This window comes from Synechococcus sp. MVIR-18-1 (assembly GCF_014279835.1).
In the GTDB taxonomy this organism is placed as follows: domain Bacteria; phylum Cyanobacteriota; class Cyanobacteriia; order PCC-6307; family Cyanobiaceae; genus Synechococcus_C.
This window is the reverse complement of record NZ_CP047942.1, coordinates 262,291-285,453: the sequence shown is the minus strand read 5'-3', so window position 1 is coordinate 285,453 and position 23,163 is coordinate 262,291. Positions and strand designations below refer to the sequence as shown.

Here is a 23,163-nt window from a genome sequence, read left to right as displayed (position 1 = left end):
CAAAAGAGAGGCCAACAGTCCATTGAGATGTGTCTAACAATGACCTGCGCCTAATCCCACTCAGGACTCCGCCACCCAACTGCCATGCAGTCCGTGGGGAATCGCTAGGGGGAGCTCCAGCACGGCAACTTCTTTGAGATCAGAGGCAGCCAGGATCACCAGATCAGACGCATTGCGCGCTCCATTCCAAACCAGGTCCAACACCCAGCCGTCGTCCTCTGCACTGGCTCCGGGGCGAGGCACCATCAACGGTTCGCTGACGAATCCAGAGGGAGCTGCACTCCAAAAGTGCCGTTTGCCAGTTTGAAGATCGAGTTTTTTAATCACCTGCAAGGGATCATTCCCCTGTTCTCGCGCCGCGGCCGCCATCCAGGCAAAGCGGCAGGGAAGACCCTGCTGTTTGGGGTTCACCATGGCGAACTCACAACAGCGCTCACTGAGACGGGTGATTTTGATCGACTCAGAATCGAGATTGATGCGGCATTGGTCGAGCAAGCCCTCGGGGATGAGGTCGAAGTTCACATCAGCGAAATCCTGATCCGGACCGATCGATGGAAAATCGCTGTAATAAATGCTCTCCACGACCACCTCTCCGTCCTCTTCCCAGGCATTGAGGTGATGAAACACAAAGCCATCAGGAGCATCAATGACCCGTGGTTCCTGACCAGAAAAGGCACCGCTGTCTCTGGGGATCAACCAAAATTTGGCTTTGCCATTGGGATTGGACGTGAGGCATTGAGCCGCTCCCTTTTGTCCAAGGACGAAGGGGAGCGGATTGAAATTGATTGAATTTTGCAGAAACACCGCCCAATTAGGCGTGATGGCGAAGTCATGCAGGAAGGCAAATCCGGCAAACGTATCGCGGCGATCACTGAGCAAATCACCAGCTCGAATTCCAGCCGCGGCATTGTCGGTGGTCGCAAATTCCATCAAGCGAACGGTGCTGCGAGGCCCGGTTTTCACTCCGAAGGTCACCATCCGCGGGTCACCGTGATGGCCAGGGTCGAAACGGGGGTGAGCACTGAAGGCCTCCCCCTTCTTAAGCACACCACCGAGAAGGGAAATACCTCTGGTCTCCAGGGTTTGCGGATCTAAGGCATGGGGCTCAGCGGCTTCCCATAACGCCAGGAGATCATCTCCAAGCCGAACCACGCTGGTGTTGGCAATATTTTTGAGCCGTAAATCAAAAGCGTTCGCCAGCGGTCCCCCTGGCTTTTGGCTCCCAAAAACACCACGAAACAGCACCTTGCCTGCAGCCTCCTCAGCTTTCCAGCCACTGGTGCGCACAAAGCGGTTGCTGCAACGCACGCCGTCCGCATCAAAGTGCAGGGCGGTGATCATTCCGTCCCCATCAAACGGATGATGCACGCGCTGACCATCCCGTTCCAAACGGCCAGGTCCATTGCGATACAGCGAGCCGCGCAACGCGTCCGGCACCTCGCCACGCACTGGCTTCAAGGGCACATCCGTGAGTTCTTCGTCCACGTTGCGGAAGGCACTGGACCATTCCGAGCGATTGAAACGAGCAGAAGCGGGTGCAACGGTCACTGGGCTACCCATAAGCAACTGCCATCTTCTCGTAACAGACCATGAAGCGTGGCCTTAGGAGAAGATCCGTTGACTAGCTGCCACCTGCTTGCTCCAACACCCCCTTGCTGCTGGGCACCGATCCAGACCGGCGAGGGTCAATCTCAGTCGCCATGCGCAGCGCCCTTGCAAAGGCCTTGAAACAGGCCTCAACGATGTGATGGGAGTTCACCCCATCCAACTGGCGAATGTGCAGGGTAAGGCCTGAGTTGTTAACGACAGCCACAAAGAACTCTTTGACCAGTTCGGTGTCGTAGGTCCCGATCTTCTGCGTTGGGATCGTGAGCCCCCAACTGAGATGGGGACGTCCCGAGCAATCCAGAACCACCTGCACCAACGCCTCATCCAGCGGTGCCACAAAGTGGCCAAAGCGGCAGATCCCACGACGATCACCCAGGGCCTTCGAGAGCGCCTGGCCAACGGCAATCCCAACGTCTTCATTGGTGTGATGGTCATCAATATGCGTGTCGCCACTTGCCTTGATCTCCAAGTCGATCAGGCCATGGCTGCTGATCTGATGCAGCATGTGATCGAGAAAAGGCACACCTGTACTGGCCTGACAGCGGCCGCTGCCGTCAAGCCCGAGCCGAACGCTGACATCGGTCTCGCCTGTAACGCGGTGAATCTCCCCAGTGCGCATGCGTTCTGGCGCCGCTCGACGCCCCGTGACTGACTTAATCATCGCGAATCACGTTCAGCGCAGCCAGGGGCCCTTGGTGGGGGAAGGTTGAGCCAGGGGGGCTAGTTGATCGGAGGCTCCCAGAAGATCGAAGCTGATCAGGGCACAAAACCGATCCATGGGCAAGGCGAAGCGGGCATCATCAAACGGATGCTCAAGGACGGTGCCGATCCGCTCCGCCATTAGAAAAACGAGAAACACCAGCCACCCAACGAGCGCTGAAGTGGTGGGGCCAATGGCATCCAACTTGAGAAACACCAAATAGCCATAGACCCATGTCAACGCACGGATGAAAGAAGTTGAGGACGCTGGAAGGGGCTGGTGACGGATCCGTTCCAAACCACCAAGGGCATTCGTGATCGCCTGCTGCACGCGTCCAAACTCACGGCTTTCAACGCTGTCGAGCCAACCGTCCTGATGCAGCTTGTACTGCTCCTTTGCCATTTGCTGAAGCAAACGTTGAACGCATGGATTTTTGAATCCAAGCTTGAGGGCAAGCGCCTGGGCTTGTGGAGCCAGCACTGTCGCTTCACGATCAAAGCCGCGCAACTCAGCATTCAGACACCACATCAGCAGCACCAGTTGCTGCAGAAGACGACGCCTCAACGACAGCGGCAACTGGCTGGGTAAGACACGCGTGAGCAAATCACGCCAGTTGCGACTCTCATTCACCAACGCCCCCCAGAGCACACGCGCTTCCCACCAGCGGTTGTAGGCCTGGCTGTAACGGAAACCAAGAAAAAGGCTGAGAAGCAAGCCAAGAACCTGCACCAACGTTTCCGGAAGCAACGTTCTCGCAACCGTTACGTTCACAGGGAGGCTGAGCACGCACAACAACGTTGCGAGCAGCAAGCTCCTCCCCTGGCGTCTCATCAACCACCAGGAGAGCTGCAGATAATCAAGACATCCGCGCGGCCGAATCACATGCCATTGATGCAGTAACCAGCATCCACATAAATGGTTTGGCCAGAGATGCCACTCGACAAATCACTGAGCAAGAACGCAGCAGTGTTTCCGACTTCGTTTTGAGTGACCGTGCGGCGCAGTGGTGCCTTCTCCTCCACGTTGTGGATCATGTCGAGGATCCCTCCGATCGCAGAACTCGCCAGCGTGCGGATCGGGCCAGCACTGATCGCATTCACGCGCACCTGCTTTTCGGGTCCAAGTTCAGCGGAGAGATAGCGAACGGAGGCTTCCAGAGCCGCCTTGGCCACACCCATCACGTTGTAATTGGGGATCGCCCGCTCAGCGCCGAGGTAGGTCAAGGTCACCACACCCGCTTTCTCACTGAACAACGGCTTGGCGTGACGGCAGAGAGGAGCAAGGGAATAGGCACTGATCTCTAAGGCACGGGCAAAGCCCTCAGCCGTGGTGGCACTGAAGTCGCCCACCAGTTCTTCCTTTCCCGCAAACGCCAAACAGTGCACGAGACCATCCAGCTGCCCCCACTTGTCTTTGATTTCAGCGAATACCGACTCCATCTGAGCGGCATCCTGAACATTCAGAGGCAAAAACAACGAGGGCTCTAATGGAGCCGTGAGCTCACGAACCTTGGTTTCAAATCGGCCCTTCTCATCAGGCAGATAGGTGATCCCGAGCTCGGCCCCAGCTGCCGCGAGCTGTTGCGCGATGCCCCAGGCAATGGAGCGATTGTTGGCGATGCCAGTTACAAGGATCTTCTTACCAGTGAGATCAAGAAGCATCAGGCCGCATCCCGGAGTGGTGGATTCGAGCGATTCTCTCCCATGCCGGGGCACTCACGCTCACAACGACACATCGTCAGCATGGTGTTGCATTTTTTTGACATGCACCGGTGTCCAGGCTGCCGCACGCTACGCCGCTCAGTTGGCCGAGCGAATCCACAGATCTGCCCAGAGATTTTCCTGAGCGCAAGGCGCTGAATGCCCTGTTAGCGCAACAGTTTCCAAACGCATCCGGGGAGCTCAGTCCGATCCCAGGCGGTCGAGCGGCGGCTGAACAGCAGCTCAATGCGATGGATGCCAAGCGCTACGGCCGCAGTCGCAACCATCTGAATGGCTCGGTCACACGCCTCTCGCCCTACATCCGCCACGGAATTCTCACGCTTGCGGAAGTGCGAGATGCCGTCTTCTCACAGCTGAAACACAACAACCAAGGAAGAGATGAGGGCGGAAAACTGATCAACGAGCTGGGATGGCGCGATTTCTGGCAGCGGATGTGGCTCGATCTCGGCGATCGCATTCATGACGATCAGGAAGATCACAAAACTGGCCATGCCGCCAGTGATTATCAACAGGATCTCCCCGATGACATCCGGGAGGGACGCACACAACTGGCCTGCATGGATGGCTTCAGGAACGAGCTGGTTACCCAGGGATGGCTGCATAACCACGCGCGGATGTGGATGGCGGCCTACCTCGTGCACTGGAGACGGGTGCACTGGCGTGCGGGGGCTGACTGGTTCCTCGAGCACCTTCTCGATGGCGACCCCGCCAGCAACCACCTCAGCTGGCAGTGGGTGGCCAGCAGCTTCAGTCACAAGCCCTATTTCTTCAATCGCCAAAACCTTGAGCGCTACAGCAACGGGCGGTATTGCCAGGAGTGTCCAAGCAACGAATCCTGCCCCTTTGACCTGAGTTACGAACAGTTGGAACAACAGCTGTTCAAGGTTCAGCCCGCCATCCGTGAGGGCACCACAAGGCGCTCATCCCGGTCCAGCTCACGCTCAAGTCAACGCCCCAACGCAAAGCCCAGTACCCAGCGCTTTTGATGGACCTACGCAAACCAATCCTCTGGGTGCATGAAGAAGCCCTGGGACCAGCCAACCCCGCGCTTCAGGACTATCCCAACGCACCAGGTCTGTTCGTGTTTGACGATGCCTGGATTCAAGACCAGGCGATCAGCCGCAAACGCATTGGCTTTTTGTACGAATCCGCCTTAAGCCTTCCGCTCACCCTCCGGCGAGGCGATGTAGCGGCTGAAGTTCTGCGTTTTGCGCAACGCCACGGAGCCGATGCTGTGATCTCCAGCACCGCGGTGGATCCTCGTCTCCAACGCATCGCTGCGGCCATTGACCGGGAACTTCCCCTCTGGATGCTCGATCCCGATCCTTTTGTGGACTTACCCAAACCTCCGCGACTAGGTCGCTTTAGCCGGTATTGGCGAGAGGCCGAAGCTGTGGTCTGGGAGGGGTTTTAGTTCTCCTTCAACAGCTTGTCCTCGCGCTCTTTTTCCTCAACAGGATCGGTAAGAAGGTCTGGGTATTCCAAGGCCGGAAGGCTCACAGGCGTCAGCTCTGATGGCTTCAACGGTGGTTCCAGCCATTGCCAACGCGCCTGAGGAGCTCGGAGCTTGCACAACGCCTCTAGCTCCTGCTTCAAGGTATTGCGAACCTCCCTCCGATCCACTGCGGCAAAAAACTCTGAGCGGGGCGCCAAGCCCGAACTAAATGGAGCACTGCCGTTGCCATTGAATAGTCGCGCCGGGTCTGGAAGCCAGCGCGGTGCACAGACGGCTGGATCGCTGGTATCGGTTTCTAAATAGAGGTGAACCCCATAGCCATCGGGTTGACTGACGACAGCGAGTCCGTCATGGGGCGTGTTGCGCTGCAGCGGAAAGATTTTCCAGGTGGTTGCTTTCTTCTGCGCGCAGGCGCTCAACAGTCCTGCCATGACCACCATTGTCAGCACCCGCACCATCAACTCGATCCCTCTTTGACAGGTCATTCTGACCGGCCCAGGATGGCGAGATCCACCATCGCTTGAGGCCATGGTCCTGACACCATCCACGATGCTTCCCCTTCAGCATCCACTGCCTCAATTTTCACTGCCCTTGGTGTCGGGTGATGCGCCCTGGTCCTCGCTGGATGATGTCGTGAGTAGTGGTGATTTGCCAGGGCGCCCTCTGTTGGTGATGCTGCTCTGTGCTCATTGCCCATTCGTGAAACATGTGGAGCCAGAGATCACCCGTTTGGAGGCGGATTTTGCTGGCCAGATGACCCTGCTCGCCATCTCCAGCAATAGCCTCATCACCCATCCGCAAGACGGTCGTGATGGGCTGCGTCAACAAGCTGATCAGCAGGGTTGGCGCTTCCCCTATCTCCTGGATGAGCAGCAAACGCTGGCCAAAGACCTGCGGGGCGCCTGCACCCCTGAGTTCTATGCCTTCGCACCCGATGCCTGTGGCACGCAAACCCTTCGCTATCGAGGCCAACTGGATGCGAGTCGACCAGGGAATCATCAACCTCTCGACGGAGCTGATCTACGGGCTGCCCTCAAAAACATCTTGGCTGGAATCCCTGTGAGCGAGACGCAGCTGCCTTCGGTGGGCTGCAACATCAAGTGGAACACGGGCCAAGAACCGCCATGGTTCGGTCAGTCGACTTAAGGTGCCCGCCATGCAGGTGCCTCCGTTCAGCCTCACAGATCAGCTTGCCGACCTCGGATCGGAGCTCGATGATGCCGTCTTGCGGGTGTTGCGAAGTGGGCAATACATCGGTGGCGCCGAGATCAAAACATTTGAGGACGCGTTTGCCGCAAGCGTGAACTGTCGCCATGCCGTGGGTTGCAACAGCGGGACAGATGCCTTGGTCCTGGCGTTACGAGGCCTTGGCATCGGCTCTGGCGATGAGGTGATCACCGCATCTTTCAGCTTCTTCGCAACCGCTGAAGCGATCAGTGCCGTGGGAGCGACGCCAGTGTTCGTGGACGTGGACCCTGTGACCTATCTGATCGACCTCAATCTCATTGAAGCCGCGATCACACCCGCCACCAAGGTGCTCCTACCCGTCCACCTGTTTGGCCGTCCGGTGAACATGGCCCGCATCACGGACATCGCCCAGCGGCATGGGCTCAAGGTGGTGGAGGACTGCGCGCAGGCCACCGGGGCCAGCTGGGACTCCAAACCCGTTGGCAGTTGGGGGGATGTGGGCTGCTTCAGCTTCTTCCCTACGAAAAATCTTGGAGCTGCTGGTGATGGCGGCGCCATGACCTGCCAAGACGATGATTTGGCGCAACGCATGCGTGAACTCGCGGTACACGGCATGCCCCGCCGCTACCTTCACACCGCCTTGGGATACAACAGCCGCCTGGATTCCATTCAGGCCGCTGTTCTTAACGTCAAACTGCCTCACCTCAACGAATGGGTCGAGAAGCGTGCAGCAATTGCCAAGCGCTACCTCGACGCTCTTCAAGACCTCCCTGGCGTTCAGCTGCCCGATTCCGCGGCTGAGGCAAGCGTTGGCCATGGTTGGAACCAGTTTGTGGTGCGCGTGCGTCTATGCCCAGACCATCAGCCCTCGTGCGGTGGAACCTGTTCGGAAGTAGCCAGCCCCTTGGGCCTGCCTACCAGTCGTTGCCGGGACTGGCTCAAGCAAAGCCTTCAAGAGCAAGGCGTGAACACGATCATCTACTACCCCATCCCCATCCATCGCCAGCCGGCTTACGACGACCAAAAGCACGCTGAAGACAACCTTCCCATCACAGATCAACTGTGCAGCGAGGTGCTGAGCCTGCCGATTTTCCCGGAATTAACGCCTGAACAACAGGAACGCGTGATCGCGGTACTGCGCGAACAACTCGTTGCTCAGAGTCAAGAGCGGATGGTGGCGTAGAGGGCTTTGAACTTGGCCTGCTGCACCTTGTGATTGATCAGCAACTCCGGATAGCCCCTGCGCTCTAAAGCAGCGATCTCACCACTGATCAAATCCTTGGTGTTGATGTGCCGCAATTCAGGCACCCATTCACGGATGTACTCGCCTTCGGCGTCAAATTTTGAAGCCTGAGTGGCCGGATTGAAGATCCGCAATGGCTTGGGATCCATGCCACTGCTAGCGCTCCATTGCCAGCCGCCGTTATTGGCAGCCAAATCTCCATCCACCTCCAGCTCCATGAAGGCGCGCTCGCCCCAGCGCCAATCACAGATCAAATCCTTCACAAGAAAGGAGGCCACGATCATGCGGCAACGGTTGTGCATCCAGCCGCTTTGGTTGAGCTGTCGCATCGCTGCGTCGATGATCGGCATTCCCGTTTGCCCCTGCTTCCAAGCCTCAAACCAGTTGGTGTTGTTCTCCCAAGGGAAACGCCGCCATTGCTCGCGGTAAGGCCCATCCGCTAGCTCAGGGAAATGGAACAAGGCCTGCTGATAAAACTCACGCCAGCAGAGTTCCTGTTCCCACACCGTGATCGCCTGCCGTTGCTCATCGCTGCGAGCCATCTCCTTGGCGCCTTGGGCAGCACACCAGGCTTGGCGAGGGCTAACCGTGCCCACACTCAGGCCCGCACTGAGATACGAGGTTCCTTGTATCCCGGGGAAATTGCGATCGGGTTCATAGGCCAGCAATGCTTCGTCAGCAAAGGTGGCCAGCTGCTCAGCAGCCGCGGCCTCCCCTGGGCGGCTGGGACAGAGATCTATGCCACGAAAACCATGTTCAACCAGCAGCTGCTCCAGCTGCCGCTGACCCTCAGCGCACAAGCGGCCGAGAGTGCCCTCACCGCCACTGACGGCCTCCAGCGTCTCGGCCTCCAGATCGTTTAAGGCCTTTGGCTCAGGAGCGTCCACCGTGCTTGGCGCACTGCGCTCCACCTGTCCGCGCCAATTGCGCAAAAAAGGTCCATACACCCGATAAGGATCACCTCCACCGGTTTTGATCAGATCTGGTGCCAGCAGCAGCTGATCCCAGTCCACCAACACCTGGCGCCCATCCGCTTGCAAGGCTTTGGCCACCTGACGGTCGCGTTCCCGTGCATAGGGCTCCACATCACGGCTCCACACCACCACCGGCACCTCAAGCAGCGACGCCAGCCGCGGCAACAACTGCACCGGGTCGCCAGCCACCACCAGCAAACGACTCCCAGCTTCCAGCCAGCGCTGCTGGAGTTCGCGCAGGGTTTCCACAAGGAACCAAAGGCGGGCCGGAGCCATCGGTGGCAGCGACTCCGGGGGGTGAATCAGCGCTGGGTCCAACACATACACGCCCGTTACCGCTGGGCTGATTGCAACAGCCGCCTGCAGGCCGAGATTGTCGGCCAAGCGAAGGTCGCGGCGATGCCAAAACAAAACGCGAGACACTCCCATCAGAGACCCAGCAGTTGCTTGGCACGGAACCAGGCGGTGACGCTCTTGCCATCCAGCCATTCATCACCGGACGCCAGACGGGCATCCAGCTCGGACGGAGGCATCAAGATCACCTCTAGATCCTCATCCTCATCGCCAGCTGGTGGATGCTCCAAACGCGTGAGCTCCCGCGCCAGAAAGCAATGAATTACCTCGTCGGAGTAGCCAGGACAAGGCAACATCGGTCCGAGTGAATCCCAACGGGCAGCGCTATATCCAGCTTCTTCTCCAAGCTCTCGCTGCATCGATTCCAACGGATCTTCTCCCTCTTCAAGGGTGCCTGCAGGAAACTCAAGGAGACGTGCCTGCACTGCAAAACGGTATTGGCGCAAAATCACCACCTGGCCGTCAGCGGTGATCGGAACCGCCAAGGAAGCCCCGGGGTGGCGAATGATTCCAAACGTTCCTTCCACCCCCATCGGCAGGCGGATGCGCTTGCGCTCGAAACGAATCTTGCGCGCATCCATGGTCTCGAGGGTCTCCAACACCTTGGAGGGCTCAGGCGCGGGCAGCGGTGCCATGCAAGAGGAGCAATCGTTAAACCAGCATGACGGGTTCAGGTCCACAGCCGTGCGCTCAGCCCTCAGCTCCGCCAGGGCGTTGAAGCCTGCATGGCCGCCAGCAGTGGCTCCATCACAAAACAGCGCAAATGCAAGCGGGGATGCGGCAGCGTTAATCGCGGGTGATCGACACGCAATTCGCCCCAAAACAACAGATCCAGGTCGAGTGGCCGCGGACCCCAGCGTTCTTCTTGAGAACGGTTGCGGCCAAACGATTGCTCCAACTGTTGCAGTGCATCCAGCAAATGCAATGCAGCTGCCAGTTCAGGTTTGGCCTCCAGCCCCTTCACCAGCAGAACGGCATTGAGATAGGAAGGCTGATCGCGCGGTCCACCTACAGGATCGGTCTGCTGCAACGGAGACCATGACAACGCCAGTGCTGAAGAGGCGCCATTCGGGGTCATTGTCCCTGGGTTGCGCCCTTGCATCGACTGGACCCAACTGCCCAGCACACCCTCCAGCAAAGGCCTTACGGCCGTGAGGGTCTGCAGGGGCGAACCAGCAGGGCCTGCCTGATTGGCGCCGAGGGCTACAGCAAGGCTGTGGGTCTGATCAGCGAGACTGTTTCTCACAGGTGGAGTCAAGGCGCATCCATGGTTGCAAGCGGGGTGACATCAAACGGAGTCATCAGCACAGCGGCGCTGGATCAAGCCAGCCGATCGTTTCCGCTGGCGGCGATCACCGGCCACGGCACTCTCAAGCTGGCTCTGCTTTTAGCAGCGGTGGATCCCGGCTTAGGCGGCGTGATCATTGCTGGCGGGCGTGGAACAGGAAAGTCGGTACTGGCTCGAGGTTTGCATGCCCTGCTCCCTCCGATTGACATCGTTGACCTTGAAGCGGCTGGAGAGACCAAGCTGCCGGGACGCAACCTCGATCCCAAAAGTGCCCAGGATTGGGGCGAACGGCCTCAAGATCCACCCACAACGGTGATTCCAGCCCCGTTCATCCAGATCCCCCTTGGCGTTACGGAAGATCGCCTGGTGGGCTCCGTTGATGTCACCGCCTCCTTGACCAGTGGTTCTCCTGTTTTCCAGCCGGGATTACTGGCAGAAGCACACCGCGGCGTGCTCTACGTGGATGAGCTGAACCTGCTCGACGACGGGATCATCAATCTTCTTCTCGCCGCCGTAGGCAGCGGCGAAAACCAGGTGGAACGGGAGGGGCTCAGCCTGAGCCACCCCTGCCGGCCCCTGCTGATTGCCACGTACAACCCCGAAGAAGGGGCCATCCGAGATCACCTGCTGGATCGCTTTGCGATCGTCTTGTCCGCCAATCAAATCGTTAGCACTGAGCAACGGGTGGAGATCACCAACGCGGTGCTGGCCCACGGTCAGTGCAGCCGGAGCTTCTCAGAGCGGTGGAGCGAAGAAACAGACGCGCTCGCCACCCAACTGCTCCTGGCGCGGCAGTGGCTACCGGATGTGAAGGTCAGCAGCGAACAGATCGAATATCTGGTGACAGAGGCGATTCGCGGTGGCGTGGAAGGGCATCGCTCCGAGCTCTATGCCGTACGTGCCGCCAAAGCCCATGCCGCCCTCAGCGGGCGCGAACAGGTGGAAGCCGAAGACTTGCAAGTGGCCGTTGCCTTGGTGATCGCCCCACGCGCATCGCAGATGCCCCCACCTGAACAACAGATGGAACCGCCACCACCCCAGGAACAACAGCCACCCCAAGAGCAAGAGCCACCGCCACCACCTGAAGGCTCCGGAGACGAGGACGAGCAGAAGAGCGAGGAGCAGGAGAGTGAAGACAACAGTGATGAGGATGAAGATGACTCCCCTGAGGAGCAGGCGCCACCGTCGGTGCCGGAAGAGTTCATGCTCGATCCAGAAGCCGTAGCGATTGATCCCGATCTGCTGCTGTTCAACGCCGCCAAGAGCAAAAGCGGCAATAGCGGCAGCCGCTCCGTCGTGCTCAGTGACAGCCGCGGCCGTTATGTGAAACCAATGCTGCCTCGTGGCCCGGTGCGCCGCATCGCCGTTGACGCCACCTTGCGCGCTGCAGCTCCTTATCAAAAGGCGCGCCGAGCGCGGCAGCCTGATCGCGTCGTGATCGTTGAAGAATCAGACCTCCGCGCCAAGCTGCTCCAACGCCAGGCCGGCGCCCTGGTGATCTTTCTGGTGGACGCCAGTGGTTCGATGGCTTTGAACCGGATGCAAAGCGCCAAAGGTGCCGTGATCCGACTGCTCACCGAGGCCTACGAAAACCGAGACGAGGTGGCACTCATCCCCTTCCGAGGCGATCAAGCTGAAGTGCTGCTGCCCCCCACCCGCTCGATCACAGCCGCACGTCGACGCCTGGAATCGATGCCCTGCGGCGGAGGCTCACCGCTGGCCCACGGCCTCACCCAAGCCGCACGGGTTGGTGCCAACGCCTTAGCAACAGGAGATCTCGGCCAAGTGGTGGTGGTCGCGATCACGGATGGGCGAGGCAATGTTCCCCTCAGCACCTCTCTTGGCCAACCGGTACTGGAGGGAGAGGACAAGCCCGACTTAAAGCAAGAAGTGCTGGATGTAGCCAGCCGTTATCGAATGCTTGGCCTCAAACTGCTGGTGATCGACACTGAGCGCAAATTCATCGGTAGCGGCATGGGAAAAGATCTCGCCGAAGCCGCTGGGGGCAAATATGTTCAGCTGCCAAAAGCGAGCGATCAGGCGATTGCCGCCGTCGCTATGGATGCACTAAACACGGTTTAAGGCTTGGTGACATCCGAGGTGCTGGCGGGATAAAGCTCGTTGAAAAACTGCCCTAAACCGATCGTGACGCTGCGCACAGCCGCCATGAATTGGGGGTCGGCCGTGAGTTTCTCAACATCACCACCCACCTCATCAAATGTTGCCGTCAACGAGCGGGCATTGCTCACCGTTTGCTTGAGGTCGGTAATCGTTGTTGGCGTATTAAAAGCGCTCACCACTTCATTGATATGACGACTGGCACTCGCGGCCTGAGCCGTGGCTTCATTGAGGTTCGAAATCGTAGGCGCAGCCCTTGCTAAATCAACGCTTAGTTGATTCGAAAGCTTTTGAATATCAGTCAACGTGGCATCAAATTGTTGGGTCGATCCCACCAACTTGGGAACCAGGTCTTCATTCTTCACCTGTTCCAAGATCTGTTGGAGAGAGTCGGTGATGGTTGCGATGCTGGGAGCTTCGCTGCCCTGAATCGTTGCTCCTTCGCAGAGCACACCTTGGCCCTTACAGCGTTGAGATTTGGGCATCGGCGCATCCTTCTTGAGCGGCGGGCCAACACTGCTCAGGGCCACCTGGGAATCACCACCCAACAGCGATGCCGAAGCCACAGTGGCTTGCACAGGCAGCGTTAATTGAAGGTCATCTTGATTGATCTCAATCGACACCTTCACCGCCTCGGGCGTCACCTTGATGTCCGAAACGTTACCCACCATGATTCCCCGGTAGGTCACCGGTGAACGCACCGCCAATCCCCCTGCATCCTGGAAATCGGCCGTCACACGCCATGTCTTCGACCCGACACGCTCACCTCGGAGCCAAAACATCGTGCCTGCAAAGGCAACTACTGCGGCAATCACGGAAAAACCAACAATCCCCTCACGGACGCTCCTACGCATAATTCAGTGCTCAGCAGGCTGCATCGGTCCGCGCAGGTTACCCGTCCTGAACTGAACCACGTAGGGATTATCTGTTGTTCGGTAATCGTCCACTGTTCCGTCCCATTGGAAGCGGCCGCCGTACAGCATCACGATGCGCTCCGCCGTGCGTTCAATGGTGCTGTGCACATGGCTTACCACCACCGAACACCCCTGAGCCACGGTGGTGGTTTTCACAATCAAATCTTCAATTCTCGTGGATGCCACTGGGTCGAGACCTGCTGTGGGCTCGTCGTACAACAAAAGGGGCATCGCCGCTTCATCGCGATCTGGATCGTCAATCAAGGCACGAGCAAAGCTCACGCGCTTCTGCATCCCTCCGCTGAGCTGGCCGGGATATTGAGCAGCGACTTCATAGAGACCTACGGCATCCAAGCAAGCCATCACACGGTCACGAACCTGAGCTGCAGGCATCCGTCCAAGACGATTCAAGAGGAAGCCAACGTTTTCCTCCACCGTTAAGGATGCCAGCAGTGCTGGGTTCTGGAACACAAGCCGAACATCCGGCGGGCGGCGCTGATCGAGGCGGAGGTAAGGCTGAGGCTCATCAAACAACCTCAATTCACCAGCGGTGGGCAGCTGCAAACCAGCCAACAAACGCAAAACCGTGGATTTTCCCGCTCCAGAAGGCCCCACAACGGCAATGCGCTCTCCGGGTTTCATCAATAGATTCACCCCGTCCAGCACCGGATGGGCCCCCCACTGCATCGTGAGACCTCTCATCTCAACAACGGGCTTGAACGAGGAATCCCGCGCGTTAACCAAAGGGCTGATGGCTGAAAGTTGACTCATCCTGCCTGGATTGCCGCAAAAGGTTGGTGATCAGGTTCACCTTCCGTACAGTTCAGCTACATCGATGGATTTGACGCCATCGCACCCGAGCCCTTTTGACCACCCCTCCACGCCGCGGAAATCGTCAACGACTCCGAGCCATGCAGGCGGAACGGCAGCGCGAACTGATGCTGCGCTCCCGCAGGGCGATGAGCTGGTTACGACCCGGACTGGTGGTTAAGCGATGGCTATTGACCTCAGGGATCGGATTGGTCTTAGCCCTGTTAGGAGCTGCCGTCTGGGCCGATCTGCAACCGATCTATTGGATGCTCTGGGTTATTCAAGAGGCTCTCGGCTGGATCACCAGAGTGTTGCCTGGGGCGATCACGGGTCCGCTCGTTCTGTTGCTGGGGATCGGACTGCTGCTCTGGGGGCAAAGCCAGAGTTTTGGCTCGATCCAACAGGCTCTAGCGCCGGAAAAAGACACGGTGTTAGTGGATGCACTGCGTGCCAAAAGTCGCCTCAATCGAGGGCCCAACATTGTGGCGATTGGGGGTGGGACAGGCCTATCCACGTTGCTAAGTGGACTGAAGCGCTACAGCAGCCATATCACTGCGATCGTGACCGTTGCCGATGACGGAGGCAGTAGCGGCGTGTTGCGTCGCGAACTTGGCGTGTTGCCTCCAGGCGACATCCGCAACTGTCTTGCTGCGCTCTCCACGGAAGAGCCCCTACTCACCCGTCTGTTCCAATACCGCTTCTCAGCAGGCAGCGGTCTTGAAGGCCACAGCTTTGGCAATCTCTTTCTGTCCGCCCTCAGCGCGATTACGGGAAGCCTGGAAACAGCGATCACAGCCTCCAGTCGAGTCCTCGCCGTTCAAGGCCAAGTCGTTCCTGCCACCAATGCCGACGTCCGTCTCTGGGCTGAACTCGAAGACGGCACCAGGATTGAAGGGGAATCGGCGATCGGCAAAGCACGCAGCCCGATTGTGCGGATGGGATGCCTGCCGGAGAAGCCACCGGCGCTACCCAGAGCACTGGAAGCGATTGCCCACGCCGATTTGATTTTGCTGGGGCCAGGAAGCCTGTACACCTCCCTCCTCCCGAACTTGCTGGTGCCTGAATTGGTTACGGCCATTCAACGCAGCCGCGCACCCAGGCTCTACATCTGCAACCTAATGACCCAACCAGGCGAAACGGATGGGTTGGATGTGAGTGGTCACCTTCGCGCGATCGAAGCGCAATTGGCGTCTCTCGGGGTGAGCAAACGTTTATTCGACTGCGTGCTGGCCCAAGAACCGATCAGGGAGTCGACCCTCCTCTCTCACTATCGAAAGTTGGGCGCTGAACCGGTGATCTGCGACAGCAGGCAACTACAAAAAGAGGGTTTTGACGTGATGCAAGCCCCACTGCAAGGGAATCGACCCACCGCAACGCTCCGCCATGACCCCCGCAGTCTTGCCTTAGCCGTAATGCGCTTTTACCGGCGGCATAAGCGTGACAACCAAAACGCCTGAGTTAGTACGCGTCTTGCATTTCATAAAAGTCGGGTTGTACGTAGTCCTTGCGCAGCGGCCAACCCGTCCAGTCCTCAGGCATCAGTAAACGCTTGGGATGGGGATGACCTTCGAAGTGAATACCAAACATGTCGAAGGTTTCACGCTCCTGCCAATCCGCGCCACGGAAGAGGCCATAAAGGCTGGGAAGACTGGGCTCACCCCCCCTAGACAAGAACACCTTGAGGCGCACTTCACGCAGCGTGTCTCTCTTGCCATCGATGAACTCAGCCATCGCCACAAACTGATAAAAGCAGACGAGCCGCTCGCCTGGACCCTCGTCATATCCGCCCTGACATTGCAAATAGTCGAAACCATTGCTTTTCAAAGCAGCAGCAATCACTTGCAGGAAGAGAGCTTCAACCCCGATTTGCTCGACACCGAGATGGTCAGCATCCAAAGCATCGTGGTCAAAGCCTTGCTGGTTCAGCCACTGGCTCACAGGCCCTGGCTGAGGAGACGCTGCAACCGGGACATCAGCAGACGACTGCTTCTCGGAAGAATTGGGACTCATGACGACGTACCTGAGGAGACGGGCTCAGCGGACTCAGTTTGCTCTGGTGCAGGCATCGGGACCCCAGCTCCAGGTGCAAGGGCTGCGACCTGCGTTTCAGCGCGCAAGTAGGCACCGGTCACGATCGGCTCAACTGGAACCATGGCGTGATCGACAGTGCAATACCGATGGGTTTGCTTGAGCTGGCGGCGATCACTGATCGACTCATTGCCAACCTTTTTACGCAGCTTGATCACCGCATCAAAAATCGCTTCAGGCCGTGGTGGACATCCCGGAAGGTAAAGATCCACAGGAATCAACTTATCGACACCACGAACAGCGGTCGTGGAGTCAGCGCTGAACATGCCACCGGTGATGGTGCAAGCTCCCATCGCGATGACGTATTTCGGCTCTGGCATCTGCTCATAGAGACGCACCAAGGCCGGACCCATTTTCATCGTGACCGTGCCAGCCACGATTAAGAGATCGGCTTGCCTTGGCGAACTGCGAGGCACAAGCCCGAAGCGATCAAAGTCGAAGCGCGAGCCGAGGAGAGCGGCAAACTCAATAAAGCAACAGGCCGTCCCGTACAGCAATGGCCAAAGACTGCTGAGACGTGCCCAATTGTGTAGGTCATCCAAGCTCGTCAGGATGACGTTTTCACTCAGGTCGTTCGTGACAGTGGGCGAGCCCTCTGCAGCACCACCAACCGGCCCACAACTCGCCTCACGAAGGTCGCGAAGAGATTGGATCGAAGGACTTTCGCCGGTTGAGGTCATGGTGATGGGGTCGGTCATCAATCAGCTCCACTCAAGGGCGCCTTTGCGCCATGCATAGGCCAAAGCCACAAGAAGGATGGTAATGAAAACGAGGGCTTCGATGAATGCCAATAGGCCCAAACGATGGAAGGCCACAGCCCAGGGATAAAGGAAGACCGTCTCGACATCAAAGATGACGAAGACAAGGGCAAACATGTAGTAGCGAATATTGAATTGAATCCAAGCTCCGCCGATCGGCTCCATCCCGGATTCGTAGGTGAGCTCCCGTTCTCCGGCCTGACTGCGAGGAGCCAAAAGCTTGTTGGTCACCAACGCCAAGACCGGCACTGCTGCTGCAATCAGCAGAAATCCCAGAAATGCGTCATAGCCCGGCAGCACAAACATCAGGGCAGCCCTTATATGAAGGTCAGTCTGGCATTCGCAGACCACCTCTGTCGTGGAAAGGTCCAACGCCGATAGAGTCTTGTCACCTTGAGGAGGAGCGGTGAGCGACGAGATCAGCCCAGCAGCGGAAGTTCCCGCTGAAGTTCCCGCCGAAGTGGACCCCCCCGCAGAGGAGTTAATCCCGGCCGAAGCCAGCGAGGCCGAAGCAGCCATCGACGCCGAAGCAGCCGGCGAAGCTGAAGCCAGCGAAGAAGAGGCAAGCGCCAGCGCAGACAATGAGACATCCGATCCGCGCACGCACCGGTTCGAATGCCGAAGCTGTGGATACGTTTACGACCCCAATGAAGGTGTCAAGAAGCTGGGCATCGTGGTGGGCACCGCTTTTGAAGATCTCGACCCGATCGGATTCCGTTGTCCGGTCTGCCGCAGCAGGGTCGGAGCCTTCACCGACATTGGACCTCGCTCCAAAGCGAGTGGATTTGAGGAAAACCTTAATTTCGGTCTCGGTGTTAACCGCCTCACTCCTGGGCAAAAAAATGTGCTGATTTTTGGCGGCCTCGCCCTCGGCTTTGCTTTCTTCCTCTCCCTTTATTCACTGCGTTGAGACCACCTCTGATCCCAATGAAGCAACTGCTTACCCCTCTCTTCAACCTTTTTTTAGTGGCCTGCATTGGCCTCGGACTTGGCGGATGTGTCACCACGCGTCTGCCAATGGCTCAATCCAGCCCTTGGCAAGCGATTGACCTCAACACCAAGGGCAATCCCCTGGATGTGGCCTTCACGAGTGCCGACCATGGCTTCCTAGTGGGAAGTAACAGACTCATTCTTGAAACGAATGATGGCGGCGCCAATTGGAATGAGCGCAGTCTTGATCTTCCCGAAGAAGAGAATTTTCGCCTCATCAGCATCGCCTTCGACGGTGACGATGGCTGGATTGCCGGTCAGCCTGGCTTGCTGATGCACACCACCGATGGTGGCAACAACTGGACTCGGCTTTTCCTTGACACCAAGCTTCCAGGAGAGCCCTACCTAATTACCGCCCTTGGACCGAACACAGCCGAACTGGCTACCAATGTTGGCGCCGTCTATCGCACCAGCGACGGAGGCGGAAGCTGGGAAGCGGAGGTGAGTGACGCAGCAGGGGCGATTCGCGATTTGCGCCGCGGACCTGAAGGCGGATACGTCAGTGTGAGCAGCCTTGGCAACTTCTACGCCGGATGGGCTCCAGGTCAAGACATTTGGCAAGTACACCAACGCGTGAGCAGTCAGCGCCTGCAAAGCATCGGCTACCAACCTGACGGAAAGTTGTGGATGGTGGCTCGAGGCGCTCAGATTCGCTTTAACGAAGACGACGTTGATAACGAGAACTGGGGCAAGGCGATCATCCCTATCACCAATGGCTACGGCTATATGGACATGGCCTGGTCCGATGACGGTGCCATTTGGGCCGGTGGTGGCAATGGGACCTTGCTGGTGAGTCGTGACAACGGCGACAGCTGGGAACGGGATCCCGAAGCGAATCAGACCCCCACGAATTTCAACCGTTTCGTGTTTGATCACAGCGGCAATCAATTGCACGCCTTCCTTCTCGGCGAGCGCGGCAACCTGTTGCGTTGGTCTGCGACAAGCTGATTCCATATGAACTCTCGCTGCTCTGACAACGCTCTGTAACCAGTGCCGTGTAAGCAGCGCGAGTTCGGGGCAGCTGCCCTAAGATCAATTAGCTGATACGCCCGACGCTATGGCTGCCGGCTCCACCGGGGAACGCCCGTTTTTTGAAATCATCACCAGTATTCGCTACTGGGTGATTCATGCGATTACCTTGCCATCCATTTTCTTGGCTGGGTTCCTTTTTGTGTCTACAGGCCTCGCTTACGACGCCTTCGGCACACCTCGTCCAGATGCTTATTTTCAAGCCTCTGAAAGCAAGGCTCCGGTTGTGAGCCAGCGTTTTGAGGGCAAATCTGAACTCGACCTGCGCTTGAAATAAGCCATGACACAGACTCCCGCCACCTCAACGCCTCGCAATTACCCAATTTTTACGGTGCGTTGGCTCGCTTTGCACACCTTGGGTGTTCCCACAGTTTTTTTCTTGGGTGCCCTAGCTGCGATGCAGTTTATTCGCCGCTAATTACCCAACGAAATCTCCATGGAGCGCAATCAAAACCCCAACAATCTTCCGGTTGAGCTGAACCGTACCAGTCTTTATTTAGGACTGTTGATTGTTTTTACGACTGGAATCCTTTTCTCCAGCTACTTCTTCAACTGAAGGCCTGAATCATGAGCGGTAAGAAATCCAATCTGCCAGACGGTCGCATTCCGGATCGTCTTCCCGACGGCCGGCCTGCAGTTGCCTGGAAGTCTCGCTGGACTGAAGGCACTCTTCCTCTTTGGCTTGTTGCCACAGCAGGCGGCATGGCAGTGATCTTTGTTGTGGGCCTATTTTTCTACGGCTCCTATGTGGGTGTAGGTTCTGCCTAACCACGATCCAAATTTTTAAGCGTATTCCCGTTTATTGCTTTGCTATAAACGGGATTTTTCATGCCCAAATAAAAGAATTAACCAGTGGAGACGCTTGCCGGGTGATTCCAATCGTGCACAAAGCGCCCTCTCAAGCGAATAAATGTTCTTTTGGGCTGATCAAACGACGGAAGCGGGCATAGCTTTAAAGACAGATTCAAATGATTCTCATTGACCTCTTCCGTCAATCAGCATCAGACAACGCAGAGATCTCGCAACAGACGTCCCAAAGGCCGGCAGCTGGTGTGCCCGGTGCACCAAGACCAAGTCCTGCGCGGGAACGGTAAAAAATATTTTTTGCATTTATTGAGCGCAGAAGCCCTGCAGCAACGGGGCATGGCTGCCAAAACCGCTCGACTGGTGATTAATGCCTATCCCGTGTTTGTCTTAAGCAACGAGTGGCTTGAGGAGTTGTTCTGCGAACAATGCGGCAGCAACCATTGGTGCCACATCATCAAACATTCCCCTGATCAATACAGAGTGCGCTGGGCGCCCCAGCATCTCTGGGATCAGGTGGCTCATGTTGATCCCAGCGTGGCCAATCCAACCGTGAGTGAATACACCCGCAAGCAAGCCCGCAGGCACCAACAGAAGCGGGTGGACGGGAAACGCTTCTACGGTTGATAAAACTCCCGATACCAATCAGCAAACTGTTGGATGCCCTGTTCAATCGGAGTGGAAGGCTTAAAGCCCACCCAAGCTTCTAAGGCCTGCGTGTTGGCGGCAGTCGCCACCACATCACCAGGTTGCATCGGCTGAAAATCCTTGATTGCTTCCCTGCCCAACGCCTGCTCCATCACCTCAATAAAACGCAGCAGTTCGGTGGGCTGACTGTTGCCGATATTGAACACGCGGTGGGGTGCCGCGGCCGTCGCCGGGTCAGGCTGCATCGGATCAAAGTCGAGATTCTGCGCGGCTGGCTTGTCACAGCAGCGCAACACACCCTCCACGATGTCGTCGATGTAGGTGAAATCACGCTGCATTTTGCCGTGATTGAACACCTTGATCGCTTCACCCGCCAAGATCGCTTTCGCAAACAACATTGGAGCCATATCCGGTCGACCCCATGGGCCGTAGACCGTAAAAAAGCGCAGGCCAGTTGCTGGCAACCCATACAGATGGCTGTAGGTGTGCGCCATTAATTCATTGGCTTTCTTGCTGGCCGCATAGAGACTCACGGGGTGATTCACCGCTTGCTGTTCGTGGAACGGCAAGTTGCGGTTGCCGCCATACACCGAGCTGCTCGAGGCGTAGACCAAATTCTCAACGCCGTGATGACGACAACCTTCAAGGATGTGGCCAAAACCCACCAAATTGCTCTGGATGTAGGCAGCTGGATTTTCCAGCGAGTAGCGAACACCCGCCTGGGCGGCAAGATTCACCACCACACGCGGTTTCTCATCCGCGAACAGCTTGAGCAAGGCCTCGCCGTCTTCTAAGGCCAGGCGTTGGAAACGCCAAGCTCCAGCGGTTGGCGCGGCCAGCGCCTCGATGCGAGCAAGGCGTGCCTGCTTCAAGGCTGGGTCGTAGTAATCATTGAGATTGTCAATGCCGATTACACAGTCACCGCGTTGGAGCAGTCGCTCGCACAACGCGGCTCCGATGAAGCCAGCCGCACCTGTGACCAGAATCGGTCGTGTTGATAACTGAGACGACAACGGGCTCACGCCTCACCCTCGCCAACACGCCAAACATTTAGGCCTGCAGATTCAACTTGTTTCGGGTCAACAACCCCGCGAGCATCAAACACCCACGCTGGTTTGCGCATCAAAGGCGCCAATTCCACCCAATCCAGCTCCCGGTATTGCTGCCACTCCGTGAGGATCAGCACGGCATCAGCACCCTGCAGCGCTGAGGCCACATCAGTGCTGGGCCACCAGGTGGCCTCCCCACTTAAGGCCCCACGCGTTGGCCCAGCATCCGCCTGCGGTTCGCTGCTTGCAATCAGCTTTAAATCGCGGCTGATCTGTTCCGGATCCACCTTCGGGTCATGAATGGCCAGCTGGGCCCCCTCTTCCAGAAGATCGCTGCAAATTCGAATTGCTGGGGCCTCGCGCGTGTCGTTGGTGTCTGCCTTGAAGGCAAAGCCCAAAACAGCCAAACGCTTGCCAGTAACCGTGCCAAACAATTTCTGCACCACCAAGCGGGCGATGCGGTGCTGTTGCCAAGTATTGAGCAGAACCACGCTCTCCCAATAGTCGGCCACATCCGGCAACCCGAAATGGCGACAGAGGTAGACCAAATTGAGGATGTCTTTCTGGAAACAGCTGCCCCCAAAACCAGGGCCTGCACTCAGAAATTTGGGTCCAATGCGGCTATCGGTGCCGATCGCCTTCGCCACCTCGCGCACATCCGCACCGGTGGCCTCACACAAGGCTGCAACAGAGTTGATCGAGCTAATTCTCTGCGCAAGAAAGGCATTAGCGGTGAGCTTGGACAGCTCGCTGCTCCACAAATTGGTGCGCAGAATCTTCTCTTCAGGCACCCACTGTTTGTAGATCTCTGCCAAAGCATCGATCGATTCGGCATTGTCCCCACCGATCAAGACGCGATCAGGGCTGGCCAGATCGCGAATCGCCGTCCCCTCTGCCAAAAATTCAGGATTGGAGAGCACCGAAAAGGTTTTCAGATCCGCTGATGCATCAACAGAGCCCAAAATCGCCTTGACGGCTTCCGCCGTTCGAACCGGAAGGGTACTTTTCTCCACCACAATCGTGTGGCCAGTAGCAGCCTTCGCCACCGTGCGCGCGCAGGCTTCCACCCAGCGAAGATCACTGGCCTGGCCGGCACCCAGGCCCCTTGTCTTGGTGGGTGTGTTCACGGAGATGAACACCATGTCTGCAGCCGCAATCATTTCCTCCACCGCCGTGGAGAAAAATAAATTGCGCCCTCGCGCCCGCTCAACCACCGCATCCAGACCTGGTTCATACACAGGCAACTTGGAGAGATCGTTGTTGTTCCAGGCAGCAATCCGATCCTGATTGATGTCCACAACCGTGACCTTCACCTCCGGACAGCGATCGGCGATTACGGCCATGGTGGGACCACCCACATAGCCAGCGCCGATACAGCAAATCGATCGAATGGAGGGATTGCTGCTCATCGGAGGAACTATGG

28 protein-coding genes are annotated in these 23,163 nt (G+C 57.6%); 13 read left to right on the top strand and 15 right to left on the bottom strand.

What is annotated here, in order from left to right; genetic code table 11:
• Positions 1-60: 60 nt before the first annotated feature.
• The 4 genes from SynMVIR181_RS01440 to fabI all read right to left on the bottom strand — a co-directional run bounded on the left by SynMVIR181_RS01440 (position 61) and on the right by fabI (position 3,969).
• The gene (locus tag SynMVIR181_RS01440; protein WP_255444363.1) at positions 61-1,560 is read right to left on the bottom strand and encodes a carotenoid oxygenase family protein; all 1,500 of its coding nucleotides are present in this window, start codon (positions 1,558-1,560) and stop codon (positions 61-63) included.
• Between the two features lie 61 nt (positions 1,561-1,621).
• Positions 1,622-2,227 (bottom strand): imidazoleglycerol-phosphate dehydratase HisB, encoded by a 606-nt coding sequence (hisB, locus tag SynMVIR181_RS01435; RefSeq protein ID WP_186590437.1) that lies wholly within the window; start codon positions 2,225-2,227, stop codon positions 1,622-1,624.
• A 54-nt stretch (positions 2,228-2,281) separates the two neighbouring features.
• Complete coding sequence (locus tag SynMVIR181_RS01430; protein ID WP_255444362.1) at positions 2,282-3,190, bottom strand: bestrophin family ion channel; 909 nt, start codon at positions 3,188-3,190, stop codon at positions 2,282-2,284.
• Positions 3,187-3,969: an enoyl-ACP reductase FabI gene (gene fabI / locus SynMVIR181_RS01425; RefSeq protein ID WP_186524450.1), complete on the bottom strand. Its 783-nt coding sequence runs from the start codon at positions 3,967-3,969 to the stop codon at positions 3,187-3,189. Before fabI ends, SynMVIR181_RS01430 begins: the two co-directional genes overlap by 4 nt.
• A 110-nt stretch (positions 3,970-4,079) precedes the next feature.
• Between fabI and SynMVIR181_RS01420 the strand changes: the two genes are divergently transcribed.
• Positions 4,080-5,015, top strand: coding sequence for an FAD-binding domain-containing protein (locus SynMVIR181_RS01420; protein WP_186589738.1), 936 nt, complete (start codon positions 4,080-4,082; stop codon positions 5,013-5,015).
• Positions 5,015-5,443, top strand: coding sequence for a hypothetical protein (locus SynMVIR181_RS01415; protein ID WP_186589737.1), 429 nt, complete (start codon positions 5,015-5,017; stop codon positions 5,441-5,443). Before SynMVIR181_RS01420 ends, SynMVIR181_RS01415 begins: the two co-directional genes overlap by 1 nt.
• Here SynMVIR181_RS01415 and SynMVIR181_RS01410 read toward each other — a convergent pair.
• Entirely contained in the window at positions 5,440-5,970 is a 531-nt protein-coding gene (locus SynMVIR181_RS01410) for a hypothetical protein (RefSeq protein WP_370593885.1), read from the bottom strand. The two genes, SynMVIR181_RS01415 and SynMVIR181_RS01410, sit on opposite strands and share 4 nt — an antisense overlap.
• A 43-nt stretch (positions 5,971-6,013) precedes the next feature.
• Here SynMVIR181_RS01410 and SynMVIR181_RS01405 point away from each other — a divergent pair, with 43 nt between their 5' ends.
• On the top strand, positions 6,014-6,631 hold the full coding sequence (locus tag SynMVIR181_RS01405) for a thioredoxin family protein (protein WP_186589736.1): 618 nt from the start codon (positions 6,014-6,016) through the stop codon (positions 6,629-6,631).
• A 10-nt stretch (positions 6,632-6,641) separates the two neighbouring features.
• Positions 6,642-7,856 carry a DegT/DnrJ/EryC1/StrS aminotransferase family protein gene (locus tag SynMVIR181_RS01400; protein ID WP_186589735.1) on the top strand — a complete coding sequence of 405 codons (1,215 nt, stop codon included), beginning with the start codon at positions 6,642-6,644 and terminating at the stop codon, positions 7,854-7,856.
• Here SynMVIR181_RS01400 and SynMVIR181_RS01395 read toward each other — a convergent pair.
• The 3 genes from SynMVIR181_RS01395 to folK form a co-directional block, all read right to left on the bottom strand.
• Positions 7,835-9,319, bottom strand: coding sequence for an FAD-binding domain-containing protein (locus SynMVIR181_RS01395; protein WP_186589734.1), 1,485 nt, complete (start codon positions 9,317-9,319; stop codon positions 7,835-7,837). The genes SynMVIR181_RS01400 and SynMVIR181_RS01395 overlap by 22 nt on opposite strands.
• A complete protein-coding gene (locus tag SynMVIR181_RS01390) occupies positions 9,319-9,879 on the bottom strand; it encodes an NUDIX hydrolase (RefSeq protein WP_186589733.1) in 561 nt (186 codons plus the stop codon). The genes SynMVIR181_RS01395 and SynMVIR181_RS01390 overlap by 1 nt, the downstream gene beginning before the upstream one ends.
• A gap of 62 nt (positions 9,880-9,941) precedes the next feature.
• On the bottom strand, positions 9,942-10,502 hold the full coding sequence (folK, locus tag SynMVIR181_RS01385; protein WP_255444361.1) for a 2-amino-4-hydroxy-6-hydroxymethyldihydropteridine diphosphokinase: 561 nt from the start codon (positions 10,500-10,502) through the stop codon (positions 9,942-9,944).
• Between the two features lie 9 nt (positions 10,503-10,511).
• Here folK and SynMVIR181_RS01380 point away from each other — a divergent pair, with 9 nt between their 5' ends.
• Entirely contained in the window at positions 10,512-12,614 is a 2,103-nt protein-coding gene (locus tag SynMVIR181_RS01380; protein ID WP_186589732.1) for a putative cobaltochelatase, read from the top strand.
• Here SynMVIR181_RS01380 and SynMVIR181_RS01375 read toward each other — a convergent pair.
• Positions 12,611-13,504: an MlaD family protein gene (locus SynMVIR181_RS01375; RefSeq protein ID WP_186589731.1), complete on the bottom strand. Its 894-nt coding sequence runs from the start codon at positions 13,502-13,504 to the stop codon at positions 12,611-12,613. The genes SynMVIR181_RS01380 and SynMVIR181_RS01375 overlap by 4 nt on opposite strands.
• A 3-nt stretch (positions 13,505-13,507) precedes the next feature.
• Positions 13,508-14,335 carry an ABC transporter ATP-binding protein gene (locus SynMVIR181_RS01370; RefSeq protein WP_186589730.1) on the bottom strand — a complete coding sequence of 276 codons (828 nt, stop codon included), beginning with the start codon at positions 14,333-14,335 and terminating at the stop codon, positions 13,508-13,510.
• A gap of 140 nt (positions 14,336-14,475) precedes the next feature.
• On the opposite strand from SynMVIR181_RS01370, the gene yvcK reads away from it, so the two are divergent.
• Entirely contained in the window at positions 14,476-15,831 is a 1,356-nt protein-coding gene (yvcK, locus tag SynMVIR181_RS01365; RefSeq protein WP_186590433.1) for a gluconeogenesis factor YvcK family protein, read from the top strand.
• 1 nt (position 15,832) lies between these two features.
• Here the strand turns inward: yvcK and SynMVIR181_RS01360 are convergent, their stop codons facing one another.
• The 3 genes from SynMVIR181_RS01360 to SynMVIR181_RS01350 are packed head-to-tail and all read right to left on the bottom strand — an operon-like array spanning position 15,833 to position 17,526.
• On the bottom strand, positions 15,833-16,384 hold the full coding sequence (locus SynMVIR181_RS01360; RefSeq protein WP_186589729.1) for an NAD(P)H-quinone oxidoreductase subunit J: 552 nt from the start codon (positions 16,382-16,384) through the stop codon (positions 15,833-15,835).
• Positions 16,381-17,160, bottom strand: a complete 780-nt coding sequence (gene nuoB, locus SynMVIR181_RS01355) for an NADH-quinone oxidoreductase subunit NuoB (protein WP_255444360.1) — start codon at positions 17,158-17,160, stop codon at positions 16,381-16,383. The genes SynMVIR181_RS01360 and nuoB overlap by 4 nt, the downstream gene beginning before the upstream one ends.
• Before the next feature lie 3 nt (positions 17,161-17,163).
• Positions 17,164-17,526, bottom strand: coding sequence for an NAD(P)H-quinone oxidoreductase subunit 3 (locus SynMVIR181_RS01350; protein WP_186589728.1), 363 nt, complete (start codon positions 17,524-17,526; stop codon positions 17,164-17,166).
• Between the two features lie 100 nt (positions 17,527-17,626).
• Between SynMVIR181_RS01350 and SynMVIR181_RS01345 the strand changes: the two genes are divergently transcribed.
• The 7 genes from SynMVIR181_RS01345 (at position 17,627) to SynMVIR181_RS01315 (ending at position 20,670) form a co-directional block, all read left to right on the top strand.
• The gene (locus tag SynMVIR181_RS01345) at positions 17,627-18,130 is read left to right on the top strand and encodes a rubredoxin (protein WP_186589727.1); all 504 of its coding nucleotides are present in this window, start codon (positions 17,627-17,629) and stop codon (positions 18,128-18,130) included.
• A gap of 17 nt (positions 18,131-18,147) precedes the next feature.
• Entirely contained in the window at positions 18,148-19,158 is a 1,011-nt protein-coding gene (locus SynMVIR181_RS01340) for a photosynthesis system II assembly factor Ycf48 (RefSeq protein ID WP_186524438.1), read from the top strand.
• A gap of 109 nt (positions 19,159-19,267) precedes the next feature.
• Entirely contained in the window at positions 19,268-19,516 is a 249-nt protein-coding gene (gene psbE / locus SynMVIR181_RS01335) for a cytochrome b559 subunit alpha (RefSeq protein ID WP_186524437.1), read from the top strand.
• A 3-nt stretch (positions 19,517-19,519) separates the two neighbouring features.
• Positions 19,520-19,657, top strand: a complete 138-nt coding sequence (gene psbF / locus SynMVIR181_RS01330) for a cytochrome b559 subunit beta (RefSeq protein ID WP_006853745.1) — start codon at positions 19,520-19,522, stop codon at positions 19,655-19,657.
• An 18-nt stretch (positions 19,658-19,675) separates the two neighbouring features.
• Positions 19,676-19,795 carry a photosystem II reaction center protein L gene (locus SynMVIR181_RS01325; protein WP_186517718.1) on the top strand — a complete coding sequence of 40 codons (120 nt, stop codon included), beginning with the start codon at positions 19,676-19,678 and terminating at the stop codon, positions 19,793-19,795.
• Positions 19,796-19,806: 11 nt separating this feature from the next.
• Positions 19,807-20,007, top strand: coding sequence for a photosystem II reaction center protein J (locus tag SynMVIR181_RS01320; protein ID WP_011618220.1), 201 nt, complete (start codon positions 19,807-19,809; stop codon positions 20,005-20,007).
• Between the two features lie 210 nt (positions 20,008-20,217).
• Entirely contained in the window at positions 20,218-20,670 is a 453-nt protein-coding gene (locus SynMVIR181_RS01315; RefSeq protein WP_186589726.1) for a hypothetical protein, read from the top strand.
• On the opposite strand, the gene SynMVIR181_RS01310 is transcribed toward SynMVIR181_RS01315, so the two are convergent.
• Positions 20,661-21,713 carry an NAD-dependent epimerase gene (locus SynMVIR181_RS01310; protein ID WP_255444359.1) on the bottom strand — a complete coding sequence of 351 codons (1,053 nt, stop codon included), beginning with the start codon at positions 21,711-21,713 and terminating at the stop codon, positions 20,661-20,663. The two genes, SynMVIR181_RS01315 and SynMVIR181_RS01310, sit on opposite strands and share 10 nt — an antisense overlap.
• A complete protein-coding gene (locus SynMVIR181_RS01305) occupies positions 21,710-23,149 on the bottom strand; it encodes a nucleotide sugar dehydrogenase (RefSeq protein ID WP_186589724.1) in 1,440 nt (479 codons plus the stop codon). The genes SynMVIR181_RS01310 and SynMVIR181_RS01305 overlap by 4 nt, the downstream gene beginning before the upstream one ends.
• Positions 23,150-23,163: the final 14 nt, after the last annotated feature.

Bases quoted from the DNA above. Each gene is read 5' to 3' on its own strand.
- SynMVIR181_RS01380 (WP_186589732.1), top strand. From the start codon at position 10,512: ATGGTTGCAAGCGGGGTGACATCAAACGGAGTCATCAGCACAGCGGCG.
- SynMVIR181_RS01370 (WP_186589730.1), bottom strand. From the start codon at position 14,335: ATGAGTCAACTTTCAGCCATCAGCCCTTTGGTTAACGCGCGGGATTCC.
- hisB (WP_186590437.1), bottom strand. From the start codon at position 2,227: ATGCGCACTGGGGAGATTCACCGCGTTACAGGCGAGACCGATGTCAGC.
- SynMVIR181_RS01350 (WP_186589728.1), bottom strand. From the start codon at position 17,526: ATGTTTGTGCTGCCGGGCTATGACGCATTTCTGGGATTTCTGCTGATT.
- SynMVIR181_RS01325 (WP_186517718.1), top strand. From the start codon at position 19,676: ATGGAGCGCAATCAAAACCCCAACAATCTTCCGGTTGAGCTGAACCGT.
- psbF (WP_006853745.1), top strand. From the start codon at position 19,520: ATGACACAGACTCCCGCCACCTCAACGCCTCGCAATTACCCAATTTTT.
- nuoB (WP_255444360.1), bottom strand. From the start codon at position 17,160: ATGACCGACCCCATCACCATGACCTCAACCGGCGAAAGTCCTTCGATC.
- SynMVIR181_RS01410 (WP_370593885.1), bottom strand. From the start codon at position 5,970: ATGACCTGTCAAAGAGGGATCGAGTTGATGGTGCGGGTGCTGACAATG.
- SynMVIR181_RS01305 (WP_186589724.1), bottom strand. From the start codon at position 23,149: ATGAGCAGCAATCCCTCCATTCGATCGATTTGCTGTATCGGCGCTGGC.
- SynMVIR181_RS01320 (WP_011618220.1), top strand. From the start codon at position 19,807: ATGAGCGGTAAGAAATCCAATCTGCCAGACGGTCGCATTCCGGATCGT.
- fabI (WP_186524450.1), bottom strand. From the start codon at position 3,969: ATGCTTCTTGATCTCACTGGTAAGAAGATCCTTGTAACTGGCATCGCC.
- SynMVIR181_RS01440 (WP_255444363.1), bottom strand. From the start codon at position 1,560: ATGGGTAGCCCAGTGACCGTTGCACCCGCTTCTGCTCGTTTCAATCGC.
- SynMVIR181_RS01375 (WP_186589731.1), bottom strand. From the start codon at position 13,504: ATGCGTAGGAGCGTCCGTGAGGGGATTGTTGGTTTTTCCGTGATTGCC.
- SynMVIR181_RS01415 (WP_186589737.1), top strand. From the start codon at position 5,015: ATGGACCTACGCAAACCAATCCTCTGGGTGCATGAAGAAGCCCTGGGA.
- SynMVIR181_RS01395 (WP_186589734.1), bottom strand. From the start codon at position 9,319: ATGGGAGTGTCTCGCGTTTTGTTTTGGCATCGCCGCGACCTTCGCTTG.
- SynMVIR181_RS01400 (WP_186589735.1), top strand. From the start codon at position 6,642: ATGCAGGTGCCTCCGTTCAGCCTCACAGATCAGCTTGCCGACCTCGGA.
- SynMVIR181_RS01340 (WP_186524438.1), top strand. From the start codon at position 18,148: ATGAAGCAACTGCTTACCCCTCTCTTCAACCTTTTTTTAGTGGCCTGC.
- SynMVIR181_RS01405 (WP_186589736.1), top strand. From the start codon at position 6,014: ATGGTCCTGACACCATCCACGATGCTTCCCCTTCAGCATCCACTGCCT.
- yvcK (WP_186590433.1), top strand. From the start codon at position 14,476: ATGCAGGCGGAACGGCAGCGCGAACTGATGCTGCGCTCCCGCAGGGCG.
- SynMVIR181_RS01390 (WP_186589733.1), bottom strand. From the start codon at position 9,879: ATGGCACCGCTGCCCGCGCCTGAGCCCTCCAAGGTGTTGGAGACCCTC.
- SynMVIR181_RS01360 (WP_186589729.1), bottom strand. From the start codon at position 16,384: ATGAGTCCCAATTCTTCCGAGAAGCAGTCGTCTGCTGATGTCCCGGTT.
- psbE (WP_186524437.1), top strand. From the start codon at position 19,268: ATGGCTGCCGGCTCCACCGGGGAACGCCCGTTTTTTGAAATCATCACC.